The organism is Siminovitchia fordii DSM 16014 = CIP 108821, from assembly GCF_000374565.1.
GTDB classification, from domain to species: Bacteria; Bacillota; Bacilli; order Bacillales; family Bacillaceae_C; genus Siminovitchia; species Siminovitchia fordii.
Genome location: NZ_KB894686.1, coordinates 170576 through 186952 on the forward strand (window position 1 = coordinate 170576; position 16377 = coordinate 186952).

Genomic DNA, 16377 nt, shown 5'->3' on the forward strand with positions numbered 1-16377 from the left:
CTTCAAACATTGTTGTTATCATCTTTTCGGAGCCCTATAACCAGCATTTTGCGCTTCTTGTTCAGAACAGAACCACTGAGCTACGTTTGTTGTCCTGTCATAATAAGTACTTCCAGGAACGTGATATATTCCATTTTGACTACCTTTGATATTGCAAGCTGCTTGATCCTGCGCAGGCTTCGGTTCTGGCTTAGGAGCTGGTGCCGGCTTTGTTTCAGGTTTGGGCTGTGGAGCAGGATTAGTTTCTGCCTTTGGCTCCGGCTGAGCTACTTGCTTTTTAGGTTGTGGCTCTGGCTTCGGTTCAGCTTTCTTCAAAGGTGGTTGATTTGTATCTTTCTTAGGAGCAATAGCAACAGCTTTTTCTTTTTCCCTTTCCGGCTCTTTAAATCCATCATCTTGAGCATAGTTTTCAATTGCCCAGATGCCGATGCCTTTTTTCTTAGCTTTTTCTTGTGTGGCTTCAAATTCATCAAGATATTTCGTGTTCGGGGGATAGACGGCCACTCTGGCAAACCCTTTTTCAAGCAGCATATTATTAAAGAGCTTGTCCTCAATCCAAACATAGGCAAGGAGACGGCCATATTTGTCCCTTTCTTGCGTTCCGAGCTCAAGGGTGACCATTTGATTCTCTAGGGTTTTAGTCGTGAATTTAGAAGCTTCTGGACCAAATGGCTGCACTCCCAACCGTGGATGCTTAGTTTCCGGGGTATCTACTAAAATCATTCGAACTTTTTCTGATTTGCCATTTAAATCAACTTCGATTGTATCACCATCAACAACACGGGTGACTTTAACTTTTTCTCCCTTTACATCACTAGGAGGGGAGCGCTCACTGGGAACATCTACTTTGGCAGATACTTTTAATTGTTTTTCATCATCAACAAACTTACCAGCCAATAATTTTCCATCGAGACCTATTACTTCTATAACCGAATCAGGTTGGTCATCGTGCAACGATACTTTTATCTCTTGTTTTCCTGACTTCAATTCTTCGATAGGAATGGCATCTAATGAAAATTTTCCGTCCTGGACAGTAGCTGCTTTTTCTACATTCTTGTCCTTGCTATCCTTTAGGGTAACCAAGAGGGCGGTTTCATCCGGAAAATTGGTCTCTCCGGAAATTTCAACTTGGTTGTCAATAACCTCACTAGCAATCTTTAATTCTGGTGTAAATGTTTTTTCTGTTTCAGCCTGCTTCGTCTGAGTTTCTTTTTCTGGTGCCGTTGATACTTGCTCTGTTGGTTCAATATTAAGTGCCAAAATAAAAGTAAGAATGAATAAGGCCAGAAATGGTACGCCTGTGATCAAACTGATAAATTTAAATGATGGCCCTTTTTTAAATAAACCTCTAATGATAGAGAGGACAATAAAAGCTAATAATGCCGCTCCACTAGCAAGGATGGCCATAATTAGCAAAAAATCAAGAAACACCTGAATTACCCCCATTTTAATTTTGTTGCAAAAAGAGTGCTTAGCTTCTTGGAAGTGTTTTGTTCATTAGATATTTATAAGAGAAGCCCCGAAGGGCTAATCTACTATTATTTAATTTTATAACCACCAGTTAGTTTTGGTTCTGCTACAATGCGATCATCTTTTTCATATCTAAAGACCACGCCTGTATACGGAGATTTACCAGATCGTTCAACCATTTCTTGAACCGCAGGACCTACAGATTCCACCATAGCCAATTGTTGGTCGACACTAGGAATGAAGAAATCGGAACTAACGTATACATTGGTTACTTCCCAATCATCTTCCATAGAGGGTTCAACACTTGTTATAATTCCATCACCAGTTTCGATAAGATCGTTAACCCAAGAATCGAACTCCTCGTCAGTTAAATCTTGTGAGCCGTTTTCGCTTGATTCATTATTTTCTTTGCTTTTTGTTTTTTTCTGAGCTTCTTTTTTCTTTTCTTCTGCTTCTTGGGCTTTAATTAATTCTTCTAGTTTAATTTTTTCCAGTCGCTCTTCGACTTCTTTTAACTCAGTAAGAGCTTGTTCATCATTAGGTTTTTCCTTTAATGCTTTATTAAAGGCGGAAGCAGCTTTTTCAAGTTGATAATCCTTAGCAAATTCTCTACCTTGCTGCATGTGTTTTTTGTATTCTGATGATGTACATGCAACCAGTGCTAGAGCGCAGAACAAAATGAACACACTAATAAAAACTTTTTTCATAACTTTTCTCCCTGTTCTTAAGTACTTAAAAAAGAGATCATTTATTATTTGACTTATCTATAATGCTTTTTATTTGCTATTTATTCCTCTGTATATTGTACGTCGTCAACCCATTCAAGGGCCCTAAGATGAAGACCACGAGTTACCAGTAATACTATTATTGACAATACAAAAGCAGCACCGTAGCCACCATATTTCAATCCTAGCCAAAAAGTTATAACTGTCCAAAAGATCGACAATAATGTCAATAAAATGATTGCTAGTTTTCTAACCCTAAGCATAAATATCATGCCTAAAAGTATTCCTCCAAACACCCACCATGAACTGGAGGCAAGACCTAAAAATACAGACAGCAATAGAATTTCACCAAACAACCAGTTGGATGCAGTTTCATTAAATTCTGCCTGAGTGTAGCCTCTCCTAACGTTCTTCATAGATATCATATATTCCCTCCCTCTTTATCCTCTTTCGTGGCATAGTTCCAACGTTAATATTAACAAAAATTTTAAGCTTTTATAGATATACCAATTCCAAACGGGGACCTAAGATTCAAGCTATCTCAAAAGAAAATCGATTTTAATCTATCCACTCAAAAGTCCCTAATTTTCCATTTGCGTATAGCAAAGCATCCATTTTTTTATTGTAGGTCAGGTTCATTCTATATTGTACAAATTCCTCAGTCACAACAAAAAAATCGGCAATGTCAGAAATGAGTACAGCCTCTTCAATGGCTACATTAAAAACTGTTTTTAAAAAATGTTCTGGCATAAGAAGATATGCCGCCATACGCTTGGCTTGATTTTCAGTTTTGGCAATCTGATAAGGGTCCTCGGATAGTTGTGATTGGCAATGACTATAAAGGTGACAAAACTCTTCAGCAAGGATCAGTTTCTTTTCAATAGGTCTTAGGCCTGGTTTAAGGTATATAGTTCCTCGGCGCCCTTTATTTTTGGGAATGGACAATGCCTTTAAATGACTAATAGATTCATATGCTACAGATTCATCCATAAAGGGCAGTTCCAGCGGTTTTATTTGGATACCATACCGCCAACATATATCATACATGTCAATTTCATCGGGATATGTATAGTTAAAATGGGAGAGAACCCTATAGGCTCGTTCTTCCCAGTAATCGAAATTATATTTTTTATCCAGCTGCATGTTATCACTTCCAGTAAACAAACCACGTATATATCAAATGTAATGGTTAAATATTCCTGTTGCTTTTATAAAAATAAACACGACCTATTTGATCGTGAGTGCGCTTTCTTTAATGTCTAAATTAGTAAAGCAAATGTAAAACAATAATTTATTTTGTTTTTATCAGTCCTCTAATTCTCCAAATCCATCGGCTTCTTCTTGATCATCTTCAAGGAGTATCTTTTTCATTTTATAGAGTTTGATTAGTTCTTTTATCTTTTGTTCTGGATTTGAGGCTAAGTCATGGAAGAGAACCGGGTTCTTCTTAAGTTCTTCAAAAAGTTTTAACTCTTCTGGAGAAAGGGTAATTTTTTGACCAGCAACAGTGACTTCATTATTTATTTCGTTATTAACAGTTCTTCCAAGAAGATAATCAGTAGTTACATCAAATAGTTCTGCGAGTTTTTTCACTGAAGCAAGATCAGGCTCTCTTTTACTCGTTTCGCTCTCGTAATAACCATACGCTTGCCGTGTGATTCCCAACAAATTTGCGACATCCTGTTGTGTTAGTTTTTTATTTAACCTTAATTTTTTAAGTCGTTTTTGAAAACTCATTTTTTTCTCCTCGCAAATCATCAATTAAGTAATAGTATACAGCAACAAATAGTTGCGTAAATAAATAGAAACAAAAAATTGCGTTAAAGTGTTGACAGAAACAAATTGTTGCGTATAATGTTAATTAATAAAGCAACAAAACGTTTCGTTTGGAGGTGAACATTAGATGAGAGATTGGCTTGCAACAGCAAGAAAAACAAAAAATTTTACTCATCAAGAAGTTGCAGACAAAGCCGGTATTAAACGACAATACTATGGCATGATAGAAAGCGGAGATCGTACACCAAGCGTTACCATTGCAAAGAATATTTCCTCAGTTCTTGATGTTGATTGGACTCTTTTTTTTGAAAATCAAAGCAACAAAATGTTGCTAAATGAAAAAGAAGTCAGTTAGGAGGTGACACCTTGAACTCCAATCAAAAACAAATGGTCACTGACCAATTAATCAAAGTTCTAGCAAACAACAACGTCACATTTTCCGAAGTACCTGAAGTGATAAAAAAACTGGAAGTTGAGCTTGACCTTCTATGCAAGCAGCAAGTTATTCAAAATCCATAAAGGAGGTAACTATGAATCATTTACAGCCAATCACTCAAAACGGACAACGTGTATTAACAACCGCGCAACTCGCTGAATCTTTTGGAGCGGATACTAAGATCATCAATAGAAATTTTCAGCGTAACTCTGAAAGGTACACCCAAGGGAAGCATTATTTTTCCTTAACCGGAGAAGAGTTAAGGGAATTTAAAGGGTCACGTCAATTTGACGACAGCCTGAAATTTACATCCGTTTTATATCTTTGGACTGAAAAAGGAGCTTGGCTACATGCAAAATCCCTGAATACCGATCGAGCTTGGGATGCCTATGAAATGTTAGTCGATGAATACTACCGTATTAAAGAAAAAATCGTGCCATTGTCAAAGGACCAAGCATTAGTAACAGTTCTCAGAACGACGGCAGACCTTGTGGAGAGCCGTGATTCGATTATTAAAGAACAACATGAACTTCGAAAGCTAGTTTCACAAGTTGATCAAAAAGTAGATGAGCAAATCACCTTAGACCATGGTGAACAGCGACGACTACAAAAGGCAGTTGCAGCTAAAGTATACGAACTTTGCAACGATCCAGAAGAAAGGCCGAAATTGTTCCGTGAAATTTACCGGGAAATCAAAGATAGGTTTGCAGTAGCTTCCTACAAAGATGTGAAACGCAGAGAACTACAGTCGGCCATTCGCTACGTTGAAAACTGGATTCCAAGGAGAGTGAGCTGATTGAAAAGAAAAATCACAATTATTGAAGGTGAGCACTCACAGAAGGTTAAGAAGGCCGCTCAAAAGCGACTGATAGAGATTGCCAGGAAGTATGTCAAGAAGGGGAAAAATCCCCTGAAAACTACATCTTAATACTAGTTTACTAGCCTTTGAAACAAATGTCTGTTCAACCTCGGAACATGTTCAGAATTTGAACATTCGAAGGAGGTGAAAAATTGAAGGAGATGAAATTCGGTCCTCTATTAAGGAGTTGGAGGAAAGGGGCAGGTCTTACGCAAGAAGATATGGCAATTAAACTTAAAATATCGCGTCCAAACATATCGAAACTCGAAAGAGATCAAATTGAGTTAAAGGCCGCCGACTTAATCGGATGGTTTCAAGCTACTAATGCACCGGAAATTGCGGCGGCCATGTTATGTGGAGCAGACCTAACGGCGCTCACTGAAATCCTAACAAGAGTATCAACACTAATAGGAGGGTTCATTTTATGGATGTAAAAAGTTTTTTGACTGAGGATTACCACGCTGCATTTAAAGAAACAACCTGCATTATGGATTGTATTTATGTTATGCGGAACGAACTGGTTGAGGGAGATTTTGAGAGAGCTATCATCGCTACAGAGAACGCTCTGAGGTCCTTCAAAGAATTAAGAAAAATGCAGTTGGAAAAGGAAAAAATCAATGAATTGCAATTGATATTGCAAGAAGCAGAGAAGTCAGGAATGGGGATTGTCGTCATACAGGGGTTACTCAATGGATAACTGGTGGACAGCCTTAATAATGTGGGGGATACCGTTCATCATTCTATCACTCTACTGTATTACAACTTTCATCATCAACGAAAGGAGATCAGAAAGTGGAACTAAGACAAGAAATTGAAAATTCGATGGTGGTTGATAGTCATTGGAATGATCATGAAAAGCATTGGGGCACAGATGCCATGGGTGATGAAATTCTTGAAGGGGACTCAATTATTGAAATTGATGATGATGTGATATTGGAAGAAAACCTGGAGGACTTTCTCATTGAACATCTTGGAGCAAGGTTCACTTTGGCAAAATAAAAGACCCCTGTTGCAGCAGAGGTCCCAAGCAATCTTTATAACATTGTTGACACTGGCATTATATCACACAGGTGTAATGGCGGTAAAGGAGGATAAAAATGCAAGCGGAAATTCTGATGATGACAAATGATATGTCTCGTAAGGAATGGCTTAAAGCGAGAAAGAAAGGCGTTGGCGGTTCAGATGCAGCTGCCATAGTTGGTTTGAATAAATGGAAGTCACCTGTAGCTGTTTATCTTGAAAAAGTGGGACAGGCCCCGGAGGACGAAGCAGGGGAGGCAGCCTATTGGGGAAACGTCATGGAGGATATTGTAGCCCAAGAATTTGCGAAAAGAACCGGTATGAAGGTCCGAAAAAGGAACGCCATACTAAAACACTCGGAGCATTCCTTTATGCTTGCCAACGTTGACAGGTTGATTGTGGGGGAAAGAGAAGGGCTGGAATGTAAGACAGCATCCGAATACTTGAAAGACAGTTGGATGGATGATGAAGTCCCTGCAGCTTACTTGATTCAATGTCAGCACTATATGGCAGTCACAGGTTATGAAGCTTGGTGGATTGCGGTATTGGTTGGTGGTAACAAATTTATCTATAAGAAGGTGGATCGGGACGAGGAATTGATCCAGTACCTTATCGATATTGAAAAGAATTTTTGGGAAGAACATGTTCTCAAAGAAAACCCGCCAGCCTTTGACGGTTCGGATGCTTCGACTGAATTACTTAAAACTTTATATCCAGAGGCTATCCCGGAATCAGAAATTACATTGCCACCTGATACTGAGAAACTTATTGATGCTCTAGATCAAGTAAATACCGAGTTGAAAGAACTGCAAATGCAGAAAAAAGAGTACGAGAACAAGGTCAAAGCCCTTATGGGAGAAAACGAAAAGGCGGTTGCTGGAGGTCGTATTGTCACATGGAAATCAATTACATCAAACAAATTTGATAGCAAACGCTTTTCAAAAGAATATCCGGAGCTTTATAACAAATTCACTAAACAATCAATCTACCGTAGATTTGCGGTCAAATAGGAGGATATTGAATGGCAACTAACCAGGACATTAAAAATCAACTAGCAAACAAGGCTAACGGAAATAAACCGGCATCACCAGCTAATACAATTGCTGCTTACTTAAAGAAAATGGGGCCTGAAATTGAAAAGGCCCTTCCAAAACACATGGATGCTGACAGGCTTGCAAGAATTGCCCTCACAACAATTCGAACAACACCAAAGCTATTGGAGTGCAACATTTCATCTCTTATGGGAGCAGTAATGCAGTCGGCTCAATTAGGATTAGAGCCCGGATTAATCGGTCATTGCTACATCATCCCATACGGAAAAGAAGCCACTTTTATCATCGGTTACAAGGGCATGATTGATTTAGCCCGTAGGTCCGGACAAATTCAAAACATTTATGCTCATGCGGTATTTGAAAATGACGAATTCGATTATGCATTAGGGTTGCACCCCAAGTTAGAACATAAGCCAGCAGGATCAAACAGAGGGGAAATCATCGGAGCATATGCGGTGGCGCACTTTAAAGATGGTGGCTACCAATTTGAATACATGGCAAAAGAGGATATCGAAAAACGTAAAAGTCGGTCAGCTGCCGCAAGGTCCAAACATAGTCCTTGGGCAACAGATTACGAGGAAATGGCTAAGAAAACAGTAATCCGGCACATGTGGAAGTATTTGCCGATCAGTGTAGAGATCCAGCAACAGGCTATACAAGATGAAGTTGTACGGAAAGATGTTACTTCGGAGCCGGAGTTCATCGATATGGAAGATATGCCGGAGGTTGAGGAAGGTCAGAGTGAAGAATCAGAACAAGTAGAAGCTCCGTTTGATTGAAAAAGGCATCTCATTTTAAAAGGCAGGTGATTCGGTGCCTCACAGTTATCCATTTTACACTTACTCAGGATTGCTTACACCAAAGCATTATAAAAAGATCGGAAATGCTATTTGGTTGTTTTTATGGTGTATCAGTTCAACGACATCGGAAAAAGAGAAGGATGGCATTGTGTGGGGCATCGTAAAAGGGAACCAGCCCCACAAACTCTCGGATTTATCGGAGATATTCGGAGTTAATGAGAAGACCGTCAGAAGGTGGCTCGATGTACTAGAGCAGCATGGATACTTACGTATCACTCGGGCCCCTTATGGGTTGGTTTTAACTGTCAGAAATTCAAAAAGAGGACATTTAAAGAGATTGGACAATAATGTCCAATCTGAAAATAGAGATCGGACAAAAATGTCCAATCAGTCGGAGAGAGTGGACAAAAATGTCCATTCCAGATCGGACAAAAGTGTCCAATCTAATAAAGATATTATAAATACTACTATTACTACTACTAATAAAGATATTGACCCTGTCGATGCCATTGCTGAAAAATTCATCGACTTACGAACAATACAAGAAGGTCGTCCGGTTTATCCAAATGCAAAAGACTATGAAGCAATCGCCCGGATTGTCGCCCGTGGTATGCCGTTGCCACAAACAATCAAATTGCTTGAGCAGTGTTTTAGCGAATATGCCGAACGTGAGCCGAACGGATCCATAAAGGCATTCAGCTATTGCGAAAAATATATTGACGACCATTACGAAAAATTAAAAGCCAGGGATGATGCCCGACGGCTGGCAAAGAGGAGGATATCTGAGCATGGCAAGCCAGAACATAGCCGAGGTCCTGGAAAAACTCCGCCTAAGGACGAATCAATCACAGGAGGTCAAGTTGGACGAATCCGAAGAAGAAAAACAGTATGACTGCCCAAAATGTCAAGACCAACTTGGTTACATTCAGGGTGAATGGCCCAATGAAGTATGGATCAGGTGCAGCTGCATCGAATGGCGCCGGGCGCAACGCTTGATGAAATCGAGTGAAATTACGGAGGAATTTAAAAAACTAGGATTCAAAAACTTCAACACTAAGGGCAAACCACAAGTGATACAGGATGCCTACGATTGTGCCCTTGAATATTTCCAGGAGTTTGATGCAATCAAGTGCCAACGGCAAAACAGTATTGCTTTACTCGGACAACCTGGGGCCGGCAAGACTCATTTACTTACTGCGGTTGCAAACAACTTGATTAATAGATTACATGTACCGGTTCTCTACTTCCCATATGTTGAGGGCTTCAACGATTTGAAAGACGACTTCGACAAACTGGAAGAAAAGGTGGAACGCATGAAAAAAGTGGATGTTCTGTTCATTGACGACCTATTCAAGCCGACCGGTAGGGAACGGAAACCGAGAGCCACCGAATGGCAGATAGAGCAAATGTACGCGGTCGTTAACAACCGGTATTTAAATCACATGCCAATCATGGTGTCATCAGAACTGACGGTGGACGAGCTTTGCAATGTTGATGAAGCACTCGGGACTAGGATTTATCAAATGTGCAAGGACTTTACTGTAGTTATTAAAGGAGATCGAAAAATATTAAACCATCGATTGGAGGATTAACGCATGTGTAACTTTTGTAACGGAACTCACGTGATGAAGGATGATAACGGACCATTGGCTTTTTTTGTAACCTGCCCGGTATGCGGACCAAAATCGGCGGAGGTCCTGGAAGCAGATCGAAAGGAACGATTAAGACGATTGGAAGAGGCTAGGGCGAAGTTTAAGAAGGAGGCGGTATAAATGGCTAAATTTCAAGTTTCAGAGAATGCTAAACGCAAATTTTATATTGATCAGCTGCTTGAAAAGGGATGGACTCATACAAAGGATGGTGTACCAGTCCATGACCTTCCATATGAGGAGCTCAGGGCAGAGGCGGTACTGATGTCATTTAGGGAAATTGATACGGAGTGTGAAGCAAATCAGTTCTTTTAGGAGGGTTAGCATGGGACAGAGGATGTCCGTAGCGGAGTACCGGAAGATCAAACGGAAACCGCGATCCAAGTATAAAAACCGAAAAAGAGAAATTGACGGAATCGTGTTCGATTCGGTCGCTGAAAGCAAATATTATGAGCAGCTGAAGTGGCTGGAGGCTAACAAGCAGATTCTCTTCTTCCGGATCCAACCTCGGTATCTTTTGCAGGAAGCGTTTGAGAAAGATGGAAAGACTCACAGAAAGATAGATTACATTGCGGACTTTGAAATACACCATAAGGACGGAACTATTGAAGTGGTGGACGTAAAGGGAGTTAAGACGGACGTTTTCCGGATTAAGGAGAAGATGTTTCATAAAAGGTATCCGCATAAGCTGTCGATAGTTAAATACGAGAAGGGAAGATTTGAGGAAGTGAACTAATGCCACTGACGGGATTCGAACCCGCACTCGTTTCCTAAGCATAGGCTAGGGGAGAACACGCTTCCCTACGGAATTTCACCGGCAGGAATTGCACCTGCCTCAGCTGTTTTTGCTTTTCGGTGCTTCTGAAACCCTTGCCTTGCGACCCGGGTGCACAATTGTTTTCCGGCGCTCTTCCCTTCTGGAGCTACAGTGGCAATCTTAAAGTTCATTTATTATATCAAAAGTCGTTGTGGCTGGAATAGTGAATTTTTCACGGGGTGAAAAAAACAGTTCGACAAATGATGCATTTGAAAGGGGAGCAACCTCCCCTAACAGATTTTCTGTATTAAATTAGGGCTGTTATTTTTGGGAGAATTGACCAAGCTTGATACCTTATAAGCTTCCATCAGGTCTTCGGGCAATGGAGCCAATAGGTCATTAAGCTGGTCCGTATTAGTGATGGACTTATCAAGCCAAACAGACTCGTTCTCGGGTTTGAGGATAACCGGCATTCTATCATGTATATCCTTTACAAGCTCGTTGGGCCTAGTGGTGATAACCGTACACGAATGAATTGATTCGCCTTCCGGGGATTTCCATGTTTCCCACAATCCGGCCATAGCAAAGAGGTCCTCGGATTTAAGTTTGATACGCATGGGAGTTTTGGATTTATCTTCATGGCGTTTCCATTCATAAAAAGAGTCAGCAAGGATTAAGCAGCGTCTTTTCTTGTATGCATTACGGTAGCTGGGCTTTTCAGCTAAAGTTTCAGCTCGAGCGTTAATCATCTTATAGCCAATTTTAGGATCATTGGCCCAGTAAGGTATTAACCCCCAACGCAGATAGCCAAGTCGATTGTATGTACCGTCATTGATTACAGCAAGGACATTTTGAGATGGGGCGACATTGTAATTGGGTGAGTACAAATCTTCGTCAAAGAGATTTTGGATTTCGAACCGGTCAATAATTTCAGGGAATGTAGCAGTAAGGGTAAAACGGCCACACATATGATCACCTCGAAAATGATTTGGTTCATTGTATCAAATTCAAGCTGCAAAATAAATGGAAATCGGAGGGATGCAGTTGAGTCCATTACAAGAAATTATTTTATTATCAAACAAATTACCGGCATTAGTCCTAAAGAATATAAATCAACGAATAGGGGATTGGTTGGCATCAGGGGGAAAAGAGAATGATCCATACATCGAGCAGCAGCTGAGATTCGCAAGACGTTTTATTGATCAAGACAAGAGGTGCGATTGATGAAAGCCGTATGTATAGATGCTAATCTAATAACTGTATTGCAGGAGGGGAAAGAATATTTTGTCTTTCCTAATGGCCCTAGTAGTTTCTTTGTTTCAAATTTTAACTCAGTAAGGTCACACATGGGAGCATTTCAAAGGTCAAGGTTCAAGCTGAACTATATGAACGAAAAACTGGATAAAAGTAACGGACCTCTCATTGAAAATAACAAATATCAAGGAAATAGTAACGATTCTGCAGCTAAAGTGAACGTCTTAGAACAAATGGATATATTCGATTTTCTATCTGAGGACCACGAGAACGTACCGCCGATAGGCATCGAAATCATTATTCCGCATGATGTGATTAGTCCACTCGAATGTACCAAGGGTGTGAAGACGAAAGAATTTCGGATTGTGCAAAAAAGGTGGAAAAACTACGTGGATGCGCTGAATGAGCAAGAGGGCGGTTCCTGGTTAGAGGCAAGAGAAAAATTGATAAGGCACCGAGACAATAAAGAACCGTTATTAGTGGCATGGGACCCACAAAAAACAGAAAAATAAGCCAGGATCCCTCCCGGCTAAATCAATTCAGCAAGTTGATTATACCATATTTGGGAGGGATCTTTTTATGAGATTACAAGATATTGAACTGACTAGTTCAAATAGACTACAATTAGATTTAATGGATATTCCATCCAGCTGTGTAATCGTCATCTGTGATGGAAAAGCTAAGTTGAGAGAGCTTCCTCCTCACGGAGAGTACAAGATTGTTACTCATCAAGGGAAAGTGAAGAGGATGCGGAAGGAAGAGGGGGAAGAGTTTTGAGTGCTGAAGTCGTAAAAATACCTTTTGATGTTGCATGGGACATATGGACACCTTTTATTATCGCATCATTATTATATTTTTTAGCTTCTATTATTATTAAAAGTGATGCATTTGCTAATTACCAATATTTACTAAAGGTTGTATTTTTAGCTATTGCTATCTATTTGATAGTCTATTTCAATTTTGATTTTGATTCAGGAACGTTATCTTTGGAAAAACCTCAAGAAATAACTCTAATTCAAGTTGTTTTGGTTCCGTTATTATTTTTTGATCTATTAATTAGTTTAAGAGAAGTACTAAAGATTTTTGGAGTTGGAATTAAAAAGGCTAATACCGGCATCTCGAGCACACTGAATAACAACAATCGAATGCGGAGGTAGGAGTTTTGATTTTTAGGAGATATTTAACCCAAGTATTAATATTTCTATTCGAATTGCTTATCATAGTTTGTTTGGGAAGCTATTTCTTCGAAGGTAGTTTCTTTAGTTTGATTAAGAATATTAGGAACATCGAGATGTTCGAGAAAATTACAGTGATTCTGGTTATATACGAAATTATTGTTTTCGCATTCCTGTCACTATATGATTCATCGAGAAAAGATGCATTGTTATCAAAAATAACCATGATAAATTATGGAATTTCAAGCATAGATCATGATGAACCGTTTGAATATTTAACTCGGGTTTACGAAAAATTTACGAAGGATGATAGCATCTTTTTTAATACACAAGATCTCTTGGATATTACAGACATTAAAGCGATGTATGACTCTTATTGTAATAATGAAATTAGTAAGAACGAATATAGATACTTTTTGAATGTTAAATTAACACAACTCCATCATGTTTATGAATACTATGATCTAACTTGGAGGATGTCACTTTTGTTAAGGTTATTTAAATAAGTCCGCTAGCCTACTGGAGGACACTGAATGAAAGGGGTAGAAGACATTTGAGAGGTGTAGATGTAAGGTTTTATTTGAATGACGAAAGTCTAATAGAAAAAGCAAGAGTAAAGAGGTACATTGATCAAGAAAAAATATCGGAATTTACTTTTAAAATAGGAAGTGAATTGGTGATTAAGCCACTCAATAAGCAAAAAAAGAAGAATCGTGATCGGAGGGTTCAAATCTTAGGATTTGATAAACGTAACGAAAAAGACCTGGAAAGAGTAAAAGTTAAATATCTAGATACGAACAGAAACGGCTTTGTTGAGATAGATGACTTAGATGTCTTGGACTAGATTTTTCCTATCATAGTTTATGGTCCCCCTGGCCAACCAGAGGACACTGAATGACGCAATATGCGTTGTTTGGTGTCCTTTTTTATTTGTTGAAAGGAGTAAAACTGTGAATCGAAGCTTGAAAGAGCAACTGAAGGATTGGAAATGGCACCATCGAGAAGTTAAGCAACACAGGAAGCCGCAGAAACGTCGTACAGAGCGATTAACGGAATTCGAACTCAAAAGCCTTATGGATGTAAACAGACCGACATACAGGAGACACAGAGGTTCATTTAGGCAGCGTTAGGAGGTATTTTTATGCCAAATTGGGCGGACAAATTGATTCAAGAATACTCAGATGGAAAAAGACAATTATTAAAAGCCAGCAAAAATTTGGATAAAAAGAATCCTGTCGAAAGTGAGTATAAGACTATGATTAATAGCATGGCAGAGGATATGGATTTTGTTATTAAATGGCTAGAAACAGGAAGACAGCCAGGCACATATCGGGGCGTTGATAAAAAATCGGTTTATCAAATTCGTTCTCTTGAAAGCATGGACTTGATCCCGGATATTACGGAGCAGTTGGATGATGTGAATGAAAAGAAATTAATGATGACCAGAGAGGAAAAAGTGATTTTGGCAGATATTCTTTCATCATTTTCACTTCGAGAGAGGCAATGCTATATTTTGCATACTGCACATGGATTGAGTATGCAGAGGATTGCGAATGAACTCAGTTTAAGCAAAGCAACGGTGCAAATGTACATCTCAAGAGCGAGAAAAAAAGTGGAAAAAAGAGTGGGTTAAATTATTTTTGTCATACGCTTGTCATACGAAGTCTGTATAAGTGAAAAGTGTTTTTGTATCTGTCGGCGCTGTCCTCGGAAAAGGATGGCGCTATTCCTTTTAAGAAGGTTAAATCCCTCCTTATGTTGAATTACTTAGATAAGGAGGAATGGATATGGATCTAGATATATTTAAAAAGCTTAAAGAAAGTTTCGATAATATTATTAACCTTCAGGAGATGTTTAAAACTAACGTTCAACTTAAAGAAGCATTCAAATTAGAATTTGATCTCAATGATTCTGAATCACTTATTGATGCTTTAAATTTAAAAAACCTTTCAATGTGGAGCACTCAATTTCCACATATTTCAATGAAACAATATTTTCAGCAGATAGATGCTCTTAAAACTTTAAGAAAAAATCCAAAGCTTTTTTCACAATCACTCACCTATTCAGGATTTTTGAATTCTGTATCAAAAAACATCAATGATGGTTTGATAGATAATTTAGAAGAAGAGATTGAAAATGTGGAAGAGATTAAAACCGAAACCGAATATGGAATAGAGACAGCATTAGATGAAATAAATTTAAAACACCCGGCTTTATTAAATATTGCTTTTAAAATAAATATTATTATATCCTCGACTGATAACGAGCTAGAACAAAAAGAGATAAATGATGAGGAGTTAAATAATTGGAAAAGAGTCACAAGACCAATACTTTTGATAATCAGTCAATTGTTTCTAGCTTGGGCTTTCAGTAGCACTTCAATAAAAGAGATGAATATTTATAAATCAATCGAAGGGATTTTTAATCAATTAGAAACTATAGAAATTGATAATGATGAGGATTTTATAATCGCTAGTAAGAAAGAAAAGTGAATTGTAATCTAATAAATTTGTCACTTATTGTCGAACGATTACAGTAGGTGAATAGTCCCTTTTGTCGAATAGGTTCGATGGGAGGGGGGGGAAGTATTGGCATATTTTTTATTATCTATTAACTACCAAGAAGATCACAAGTCTTGGGATTTTAAGGAAAGTGGACAAGGGTATAAATTATATGAAGAAGTTAAGAGACGTTTTGAGAACTATGAATATAAAAGTAAACAAGAGGCTTTTAAGGTTAAGGATATAGTGCAGATGACAATTATTCCTGTCAAAGAAAAGACAGATAATTATAGCGCTGCTAGTATTTGCCCGGAGACGTTCTTTAAAGCTGAGAAATTTCAAGAAATAGTGGATTTCGTAGAAAAAGAATACCAGGTAATCAATAAATAAAATGCACCTATTGAGGTGCTTTTCCTTATGACTAAAACACTTTAGAGTTGATGCGGATGGCAAATTAGAGAATTTTGGTGATTATTGTCGATTGATTAAAGTAGGTAAATAGTCCTCCTGTGTAGAAGTGAGTAGTCAAAAAGGAGGGGTTGTAAGTGGGATACAAATTGCAAAAATTATTTGATGATCCGAACTTTGCTGTCGGCTCAATCGGTTGTGACACAGGCCTGATGATAAATCCTCAAAACGATGTGGTTGATTACATGATTATAGAATATCCTGGGAGATTTGAGGTTTATTTGAATCTCTTCGATTATGAAGATCCATCTATCCCGAATGTTTTAGTGAAAGGCAAATCGAAAAGCCTGGAAGTGGCGAAAAGTATTGCCGTTAGAAAACTAAACAAAGAAGCGTATGGTATTTAGGTAAATAGTTGCAGGAAAATATCTCCTTTTGTCGAAGAACTTAAGGTAGACAAAAGAGAGGTGAGATATAAGTTGGCTTATTTTAACG

The 16377-nt window shown here is 38.6% G+C and carries 30 protein-coding genes; 23 read left to right on the plus strand and 7 right to left on the minus strand.

What is annotated here, in order from left to right; translation table 11 throughout:
• Positions 1-18: 18 nt before the first annotated feature.
• The 5 genes from C509_RS27445 to C509_RS0104820 form a co-directional block, all read right to left on the minus strand.
• On the minus strand, positions 19-1431 hold the full coding sequence (locus C509_RS27445; protein ID WP_018705778.1) for a thermonuclease family protein: 1413 nt from the start codon (positions 1429-1431) through the stop codon (positions 19-21).
• Between the two features lie 107 nt (positions 1432-1538).
• Positions 1539-2177 (minus strand): hypothetical protein, encoded by a 639-nt coding sequence (locus C509_RS0104805; protein ID WP_018705779.1) that lies wholly within the window; start codon positions 2175-2177, stop codon positions 1539-1541.
• 80 nt (positions 2178-2257) lie between these two features.
• Positions 2258-2620, minus strand: coding sequence for a hypothetical protein (locus C509_RS0104810; protein ID WP_018705780.1), 363 nt, complete (start codon positions 2618-2620; stop codon positions 2258-2260).
• A gap of 133 nt (positions 2621-2753) precedes the next feature.
• Positions 2754-3338 carry an ImmA/IrrE family metallo-endopeptidase gene (locus C509_RS0104815; protein WP_018705781.1) on the minus strand — a complete coding sequence of 195 codons (585 nt, stop codon included), beginning with the start codon at positions 3336-3338 and terminating at the stop codon, positions 2754-2756.
• A 162-nt stretch (positions 3339-3500) separates the two neighbouring features.
• Positions 3501-3932, minus strand: coding sequence for a helix-turn-helix domain-containing protein (locus C509_RS0104820; protein WP_018705782.1), 432 nt, complete (start codon positions 3930-3932; stop codon positions 3501-3503).
• A gap of 166 nt (positions 3933-4098) precedes the next feature.
• On the opposite strand from C509_RS0104820, the gene C509_RS0104825 reads away from it, so the two are divergent.
• The 14 genes from C509_RS0104825 (at position 4099) to C509_RS23375 (ending at position 10523) form a co-directional block, all read left to right on the plus strand.
• Positions 4099-4326 carry a helix-turn-helix transcriptional regulator gene (locus C509_RS0104825; protein WP_018705783.1) on the plus strand — a complete coding sequence of 76 codons (228 nt, stop codon included), beginning with the start codon at positions 4099-4101 and terminating at the stop codon, positions 4324-4326.
• An 11-nt stretch (positions 4327-4337) separates the two neighbouring features.
• Positions 4338-4490, plus strand: a complete 153-nt coding sequence (locus tag C509_RS25980) for a hypothetical protein (RefSeq protein ID WP_018705784.1) — start codon at positions 4338-4340, stop codon at positions 4488-4490.
• Between the two features lie 11 nt (positions 4491-4501).
• Positions 4502-5203, plus strand: a complete 702-nt coding sequence (locus tag C509_RS0104835) for an ORF6N domain-containing protein (RefSeq protein ID WP_033369740.1) — start codon at positions 4502-4504, stop codon at positions 5201-5203.
• On the plus strand, positions 5204-5335 hold the full coding sequence (locus C509_RS27170; RefSeq protein ID WP_018705786.1) for a hypothetical protein: 132 nt from the start codon (positions 5204-5206) through the stop codon (positions 5333-5335).
• 92 nt (positions 5336-5427) lie between these two features.
• Complete coding sequence (locus C509_RS0104845) at positions 5428-5700, plus strand: helix-turn-helix domain-containing protein (protein ID WP_026319684.1); 273 nt, start codon at positions 5428-5430, stop codon at positions 5698-5700.
• Positions 5691-5963 (plus strand): hypothetical protein, encoded by a 273-nt coding sequence (locus C509_RS0104850; RefSeq protein WP_018705788.1) that lies wholly within the window; start codon positions 5691-5693, stop codon positions 5961-5963. Before C509_RS0104845 ends, C509_RS0104850 begins: the two co-directional genes overlap by 10 nt.
• A gap of 95 nt (positions 5964-6058) precedes the next feature.
• Positions 6059-6265, plus strand: coding sequence for a YqaI family protein (locus tag C509_RS23370; protein ID WP_018705789.1), 207 nt, complete (start codon positions 6059-6061; stop codon positions 6263-6265).
• Positions 6266-6363: 98 nt separating this feature from the next.
• Positions 6364-7296 carry a YqaJ viral recombinase family nuclease gene (locus C509_RS0104860; RefSeq protein ID WP_018705790.1) on the plus strand — a complete coding sequence of 311 codons (933 nt, stop codon included), beginning with the start codon at positions 6364-6366 and terminating at the stop codon, positions 7294-7296.
• 11 nt (positions 7297-7307) lie between these two features.
• Positions 7308-8117, plus strand: a complete 810-nt coding sequence (gene recT, locus C509_RS0104865) for a recombination protein RecT (protein ID WP_018705791.1) — start codon at positions 7308-7310, stop codon at positions 8115-8117.
• A 34-nt stretch (positions 8118-8151) separates the two neighbouring features.
• On the plus strand, positions 8152-9030 hold the full coding sequence (locus C509_RS0104870) for a DeoR/GlpR family DNA-binding transcription regulator (protein ID WP_018705792.1): 879 nt from the start codon (positions 8152-8154) through the stop codon (positions 9028-9030).
• Positions 8927-9730 (plus strand): ATP-binding protein, encoded by an 804-nt coding sequence (locus C509_RS0104875; RefSeq protein ID WP_033369741.1) that lies wholly within the window; start codon positions 8927-8929, stop codon positions 9728-9730. The genes C509_RS0104870 and C509_RS0104875 overlap by 104 nt, the downstream gene beginning before the upstream one ends.
• Positions 9731-9733: 3 nt before the next feature.
• A complete protein-coding gene (locus C509_RS25985) occupies positions 9734-9910 on the plus strand; it encodes a hypothetical protein (RefSeq protein WP_018705794.1) in 177 nt (58 codons plus the stop codon).
• The gene (locus tag C509_RS0104885; protein ID WP_018705795.1) at positions 9911-10102 is read left to right on the plus strand and encodes a hypothetical protein; all 192 of its coding nucleotides are present in this window, start codon (positions 9911-9913) and stop codon (positions 10100-10102) included. It abuts the gene before it with no gap.
• 10 nt (positions 10103-10112) lie between these two features.
• Positions 10113-10523 carry a DUF1064 domain-containing protein gene (locus C509_RS23375; protein ID WP_018705796.1) on the plus strand — a complete coding sequence of 137 codons (411 nt, stop codon included), beginning with the start codon at positions 10113-10115 and terminating at the stop codon, positions 10521-10523.
• A 65-nt stretch (positions 10524-10588) separates the two neighbouring features.
• Here C509_RS23375 and C509_RS26400 read toward each other — a convergent pair whose 3' ends face one another.
• A complete protein-coding gene (locus C509_RS26400; RefSeq protein ID WP_018705797.1) occupies positions 10589-10735 on the minus strand; it encodes a hypothetical protein in 147 nt (48 codons plus the stop codon).
• A 99-nt stretch (positions 10736-10834) separates the two neighbouring features.
• Entirely contained in the window at positions 10835-11512 is a 678-nt protein-coding gene (locus C509_RS0104900; protein ID WP_018705798.1) for an SOS response-associated peptidase, read from the minus strand.
• A 76-nt stretch (positions 11513-11588) separates the two neighbouring features.
• Here C509_RS0104900 and C509_RS0104905 point away from each other — a divergent pair, with 76 nt between their 5' ends.
• The 9 genes from C509_RS0104905 (at position 11589) to C509_RS0104950 (ending at position 16289) form a co-directional block, all read left to right on the plus strand.
• On the plus strand, positions 11589-11768 hold the full coding sequence (locus tag C509_RS0104905) for a DUF6877 family protein (RefSeq protein WP_018705799.1): 180 nt from the start codon (positions 11589-11591) through the stop codon (positions 11766-11768).
• Positions 11765-12310 (plus strand): hypothetical protein, encoded by a 546-nt coding sequence (locus C509_RS0104910; protein ID WP_154654335.1) that lies wholly within the window; start codon positions 11765-11767, stop codon positions 12308-12310. The genes C509_RS0104905 and C509_RS0104910 overlap by 4 nt, the downstream gene beginning before the upstream one ends.
• 67 nt (positions 12311-12377) lie before the next feature.
• Positions 12378-12575: an XtrA/YqaO family protein gene (locus C509_RS0104915; RefSeq protein ID WP_018705801.1), complete on the plus strand. Its 198-nt coding sequence runs from the start codon at positions 12378-12380 to the stop codon at positions 12573-12575.
• Positions 12572-12955 carry a hypothetical protein gene (locus tag C509_RS0104920; protein ID WP_018705802.1) on the plus strand — a complete coding sequence of 128 codons (384 nt, stop codon included), beginning with the start codon at positions 12572-12574 and terminating at the stop codon, positions 12953-12955. The genes C509_RS0104915 and C509_RS0104920 overlap by 4 nt, the downstream gene beginning before the upstream one ends.
• Positions 12956-13526: 571 nt before the next feature.
• Complete coding sequence (locus C509_RS0104930) at positions 13527-13817, plus strand: hypothetical protein (RefSeq protein ID WP_018705804.1); 291 nt, start codon at positions 13527-13529, stop codon at positions 13815-13817.
• A gap of 297 nt (positions 13818-14114) precedes the next feature.
• Positions 14115-14606, plus strand: a complete 492-nt coding sequence (locus C509_RS0104935) for a sigma factor-like helix-turn-helix DNA-binding protein (RefSeq protein WP_018705805.1) — start codon at positions 14115-14117, stop codon at positions 14604-14606.
• Between the two features lie 154 nt (positions 14607-14760).
• The gene (locus tag C509_RS0104940; protein WP_018705806.1) at positions 14761-15465 is read left to right on the plus strand and encodes a hypothetical protein; all 705 of its coding nucleotides are present in this window, start codon (positions 14761-14763) and stop codon (positions 15463-15465) included.
• A 96-nt stretch (positions 15466-15561) separates the two neighbouring features.
• Entirely contained in the window at positions 15562-15864 is a 303-nt protein-coding gene (locus tag C509_RS0104945) for a hypothetical protein (RefSeq protein ID WP_018705807.1), read from the plus strand.
• A gap of 155 nt (positions 15865-16019) precedes the next feature.
• On the plus strand, positions 16020-16289 hold the full coding sequence (locus C509_RS0104950; protein WP_018705808.1) for a hypothetical protein: 270 nt from the start codon (positions 16020-16022) through the stop codon (positions 16287-16289).
• Positions 16290-16377: the final 88 nt, after the last annotated feature.

Coding starts and splice junctions, on each gene's coding strand:
- C509_RS0104820 (WP_018705782.1), bottom strand. CDS start 3,932: ATGAGTTTTCAAAAACGACTTAAAAAATTAAGGTTAAATAAAAAACTA.
- C509_RS0104805 (WP_018705779.1), bottom strand. CDS start 2,177: ATGAAAAAAGTTTTTATTAGTGTGTTCATTTTGTTCTGCGCTCTAGCA.
- C509_RS0104915 (WP_018705801.1), top strand. CDS start 12,378: ATGAGATTACAAGATATTGAACTGACTAGTTCAAATAGACTACAATTA.
- C509_RS0104835 (WP_033369740.1), top strand. CDS start 4,502: ATGAATCATTTACAGCCAATCACTCAAAACGGACAACGTGTATTAACA.
- C509_RS0104815 (WP_018705781.1), bottom strand. CDS start 3,338: ATGCAGCTGGATAAAAAATATAATTTCGATTACTGGGAAGAACGAGCC.
- C509_RS0104810 (WP_018705780.1), bottom strand. CDS start 2,620: ATGATATCTATGAAGAACGTTAGGAGAGGCTACACTCAGGCAGAATTT.
- C509_RS0104850 (WP_018705788.1), top strand. CDS start 5,691: ATGGATGTAAAAAGTTTTTTGACTGAGGATTACCACGCTGCATTTAAA.
- C509_RS23375 (WP_018705796.1), top strand. CDS start 10,113: ATGGGACAGAGGATGTCCGTAGCGGAGTACCGGAAGATCAAACGGAAA.
- C509_RS26400 (WP_018705797.1), bottom strand. CDS start 10,735: ATGAACTTTAAGATTGCCACTGTAGCTCCAGAAGGGAAGAGCGCCGGA.
- C509_RS0104940 (WP_018705806.1), top strand. CDS start 14,761: ATGGATCTAGATATATTTAAAAAGCTTAAAGAAAGTTTCGATAATATT.
- C509_RS0104825 (WP_018705783.1), top strand. CDS start 4,099: ATGAGAGATTGGCTTGCAACAGCAAGAAAAACAAAAAATTTTACTCAT.
- C509_RS0104885 (WP_018705795.1), top strand. CDS start 9,911: ATGGCTAAATTTCAAGTTTCAGAGAATGCTAAACGCAAATTTTATATT.
- C509_RS0104845 (WP_026319684.1), top strand. CDS start 5,428: ATGAAATTCGGTCCTCTATTAAGGAGTTGGAGGAAAGGGGCAGGTCTT.
- C509_RS25985 (WP_018705794.1), top strand. CDS start 9,734: ATGTGTAACTTTTGTAACGGAACTCACGTGATGAAGGATGATAACGGA.
- C509_RS0104900 (WP_018705798.1), bottom strand. CDS start 11,512: ATGTGTGGCCGTTTTACCCTTACTGCTACATTCCCTGAAATTATTGAC.
- C509_RS0104875 (WP_033369741.1), top strand. CDS start 8,927: ATGGCAAGCCAGAACATAGCCGAGGTCCTGGAAAAACTCCGCCTAAGG.
- C509_RS0104935 (WP_018705805.1), top strand. CDS start 14,115: ATGCCAAATTGGGCGGACAAATTGATTCAAGAATACTCAGATGGAAAA.
- recT (WP_018705791.1), top strand. CDS start 7,308: ATGGCAACTAACCAGGACATTAAAAATCAACTAGCAAACAAGGCTAAC.
- C509_RS0104860 (WP_018705790.1), top strand. CDS start 6,364: ATGCAAGCGGAAATTCTGATGATGACAAATGATATGTCTCGTAAGGAA.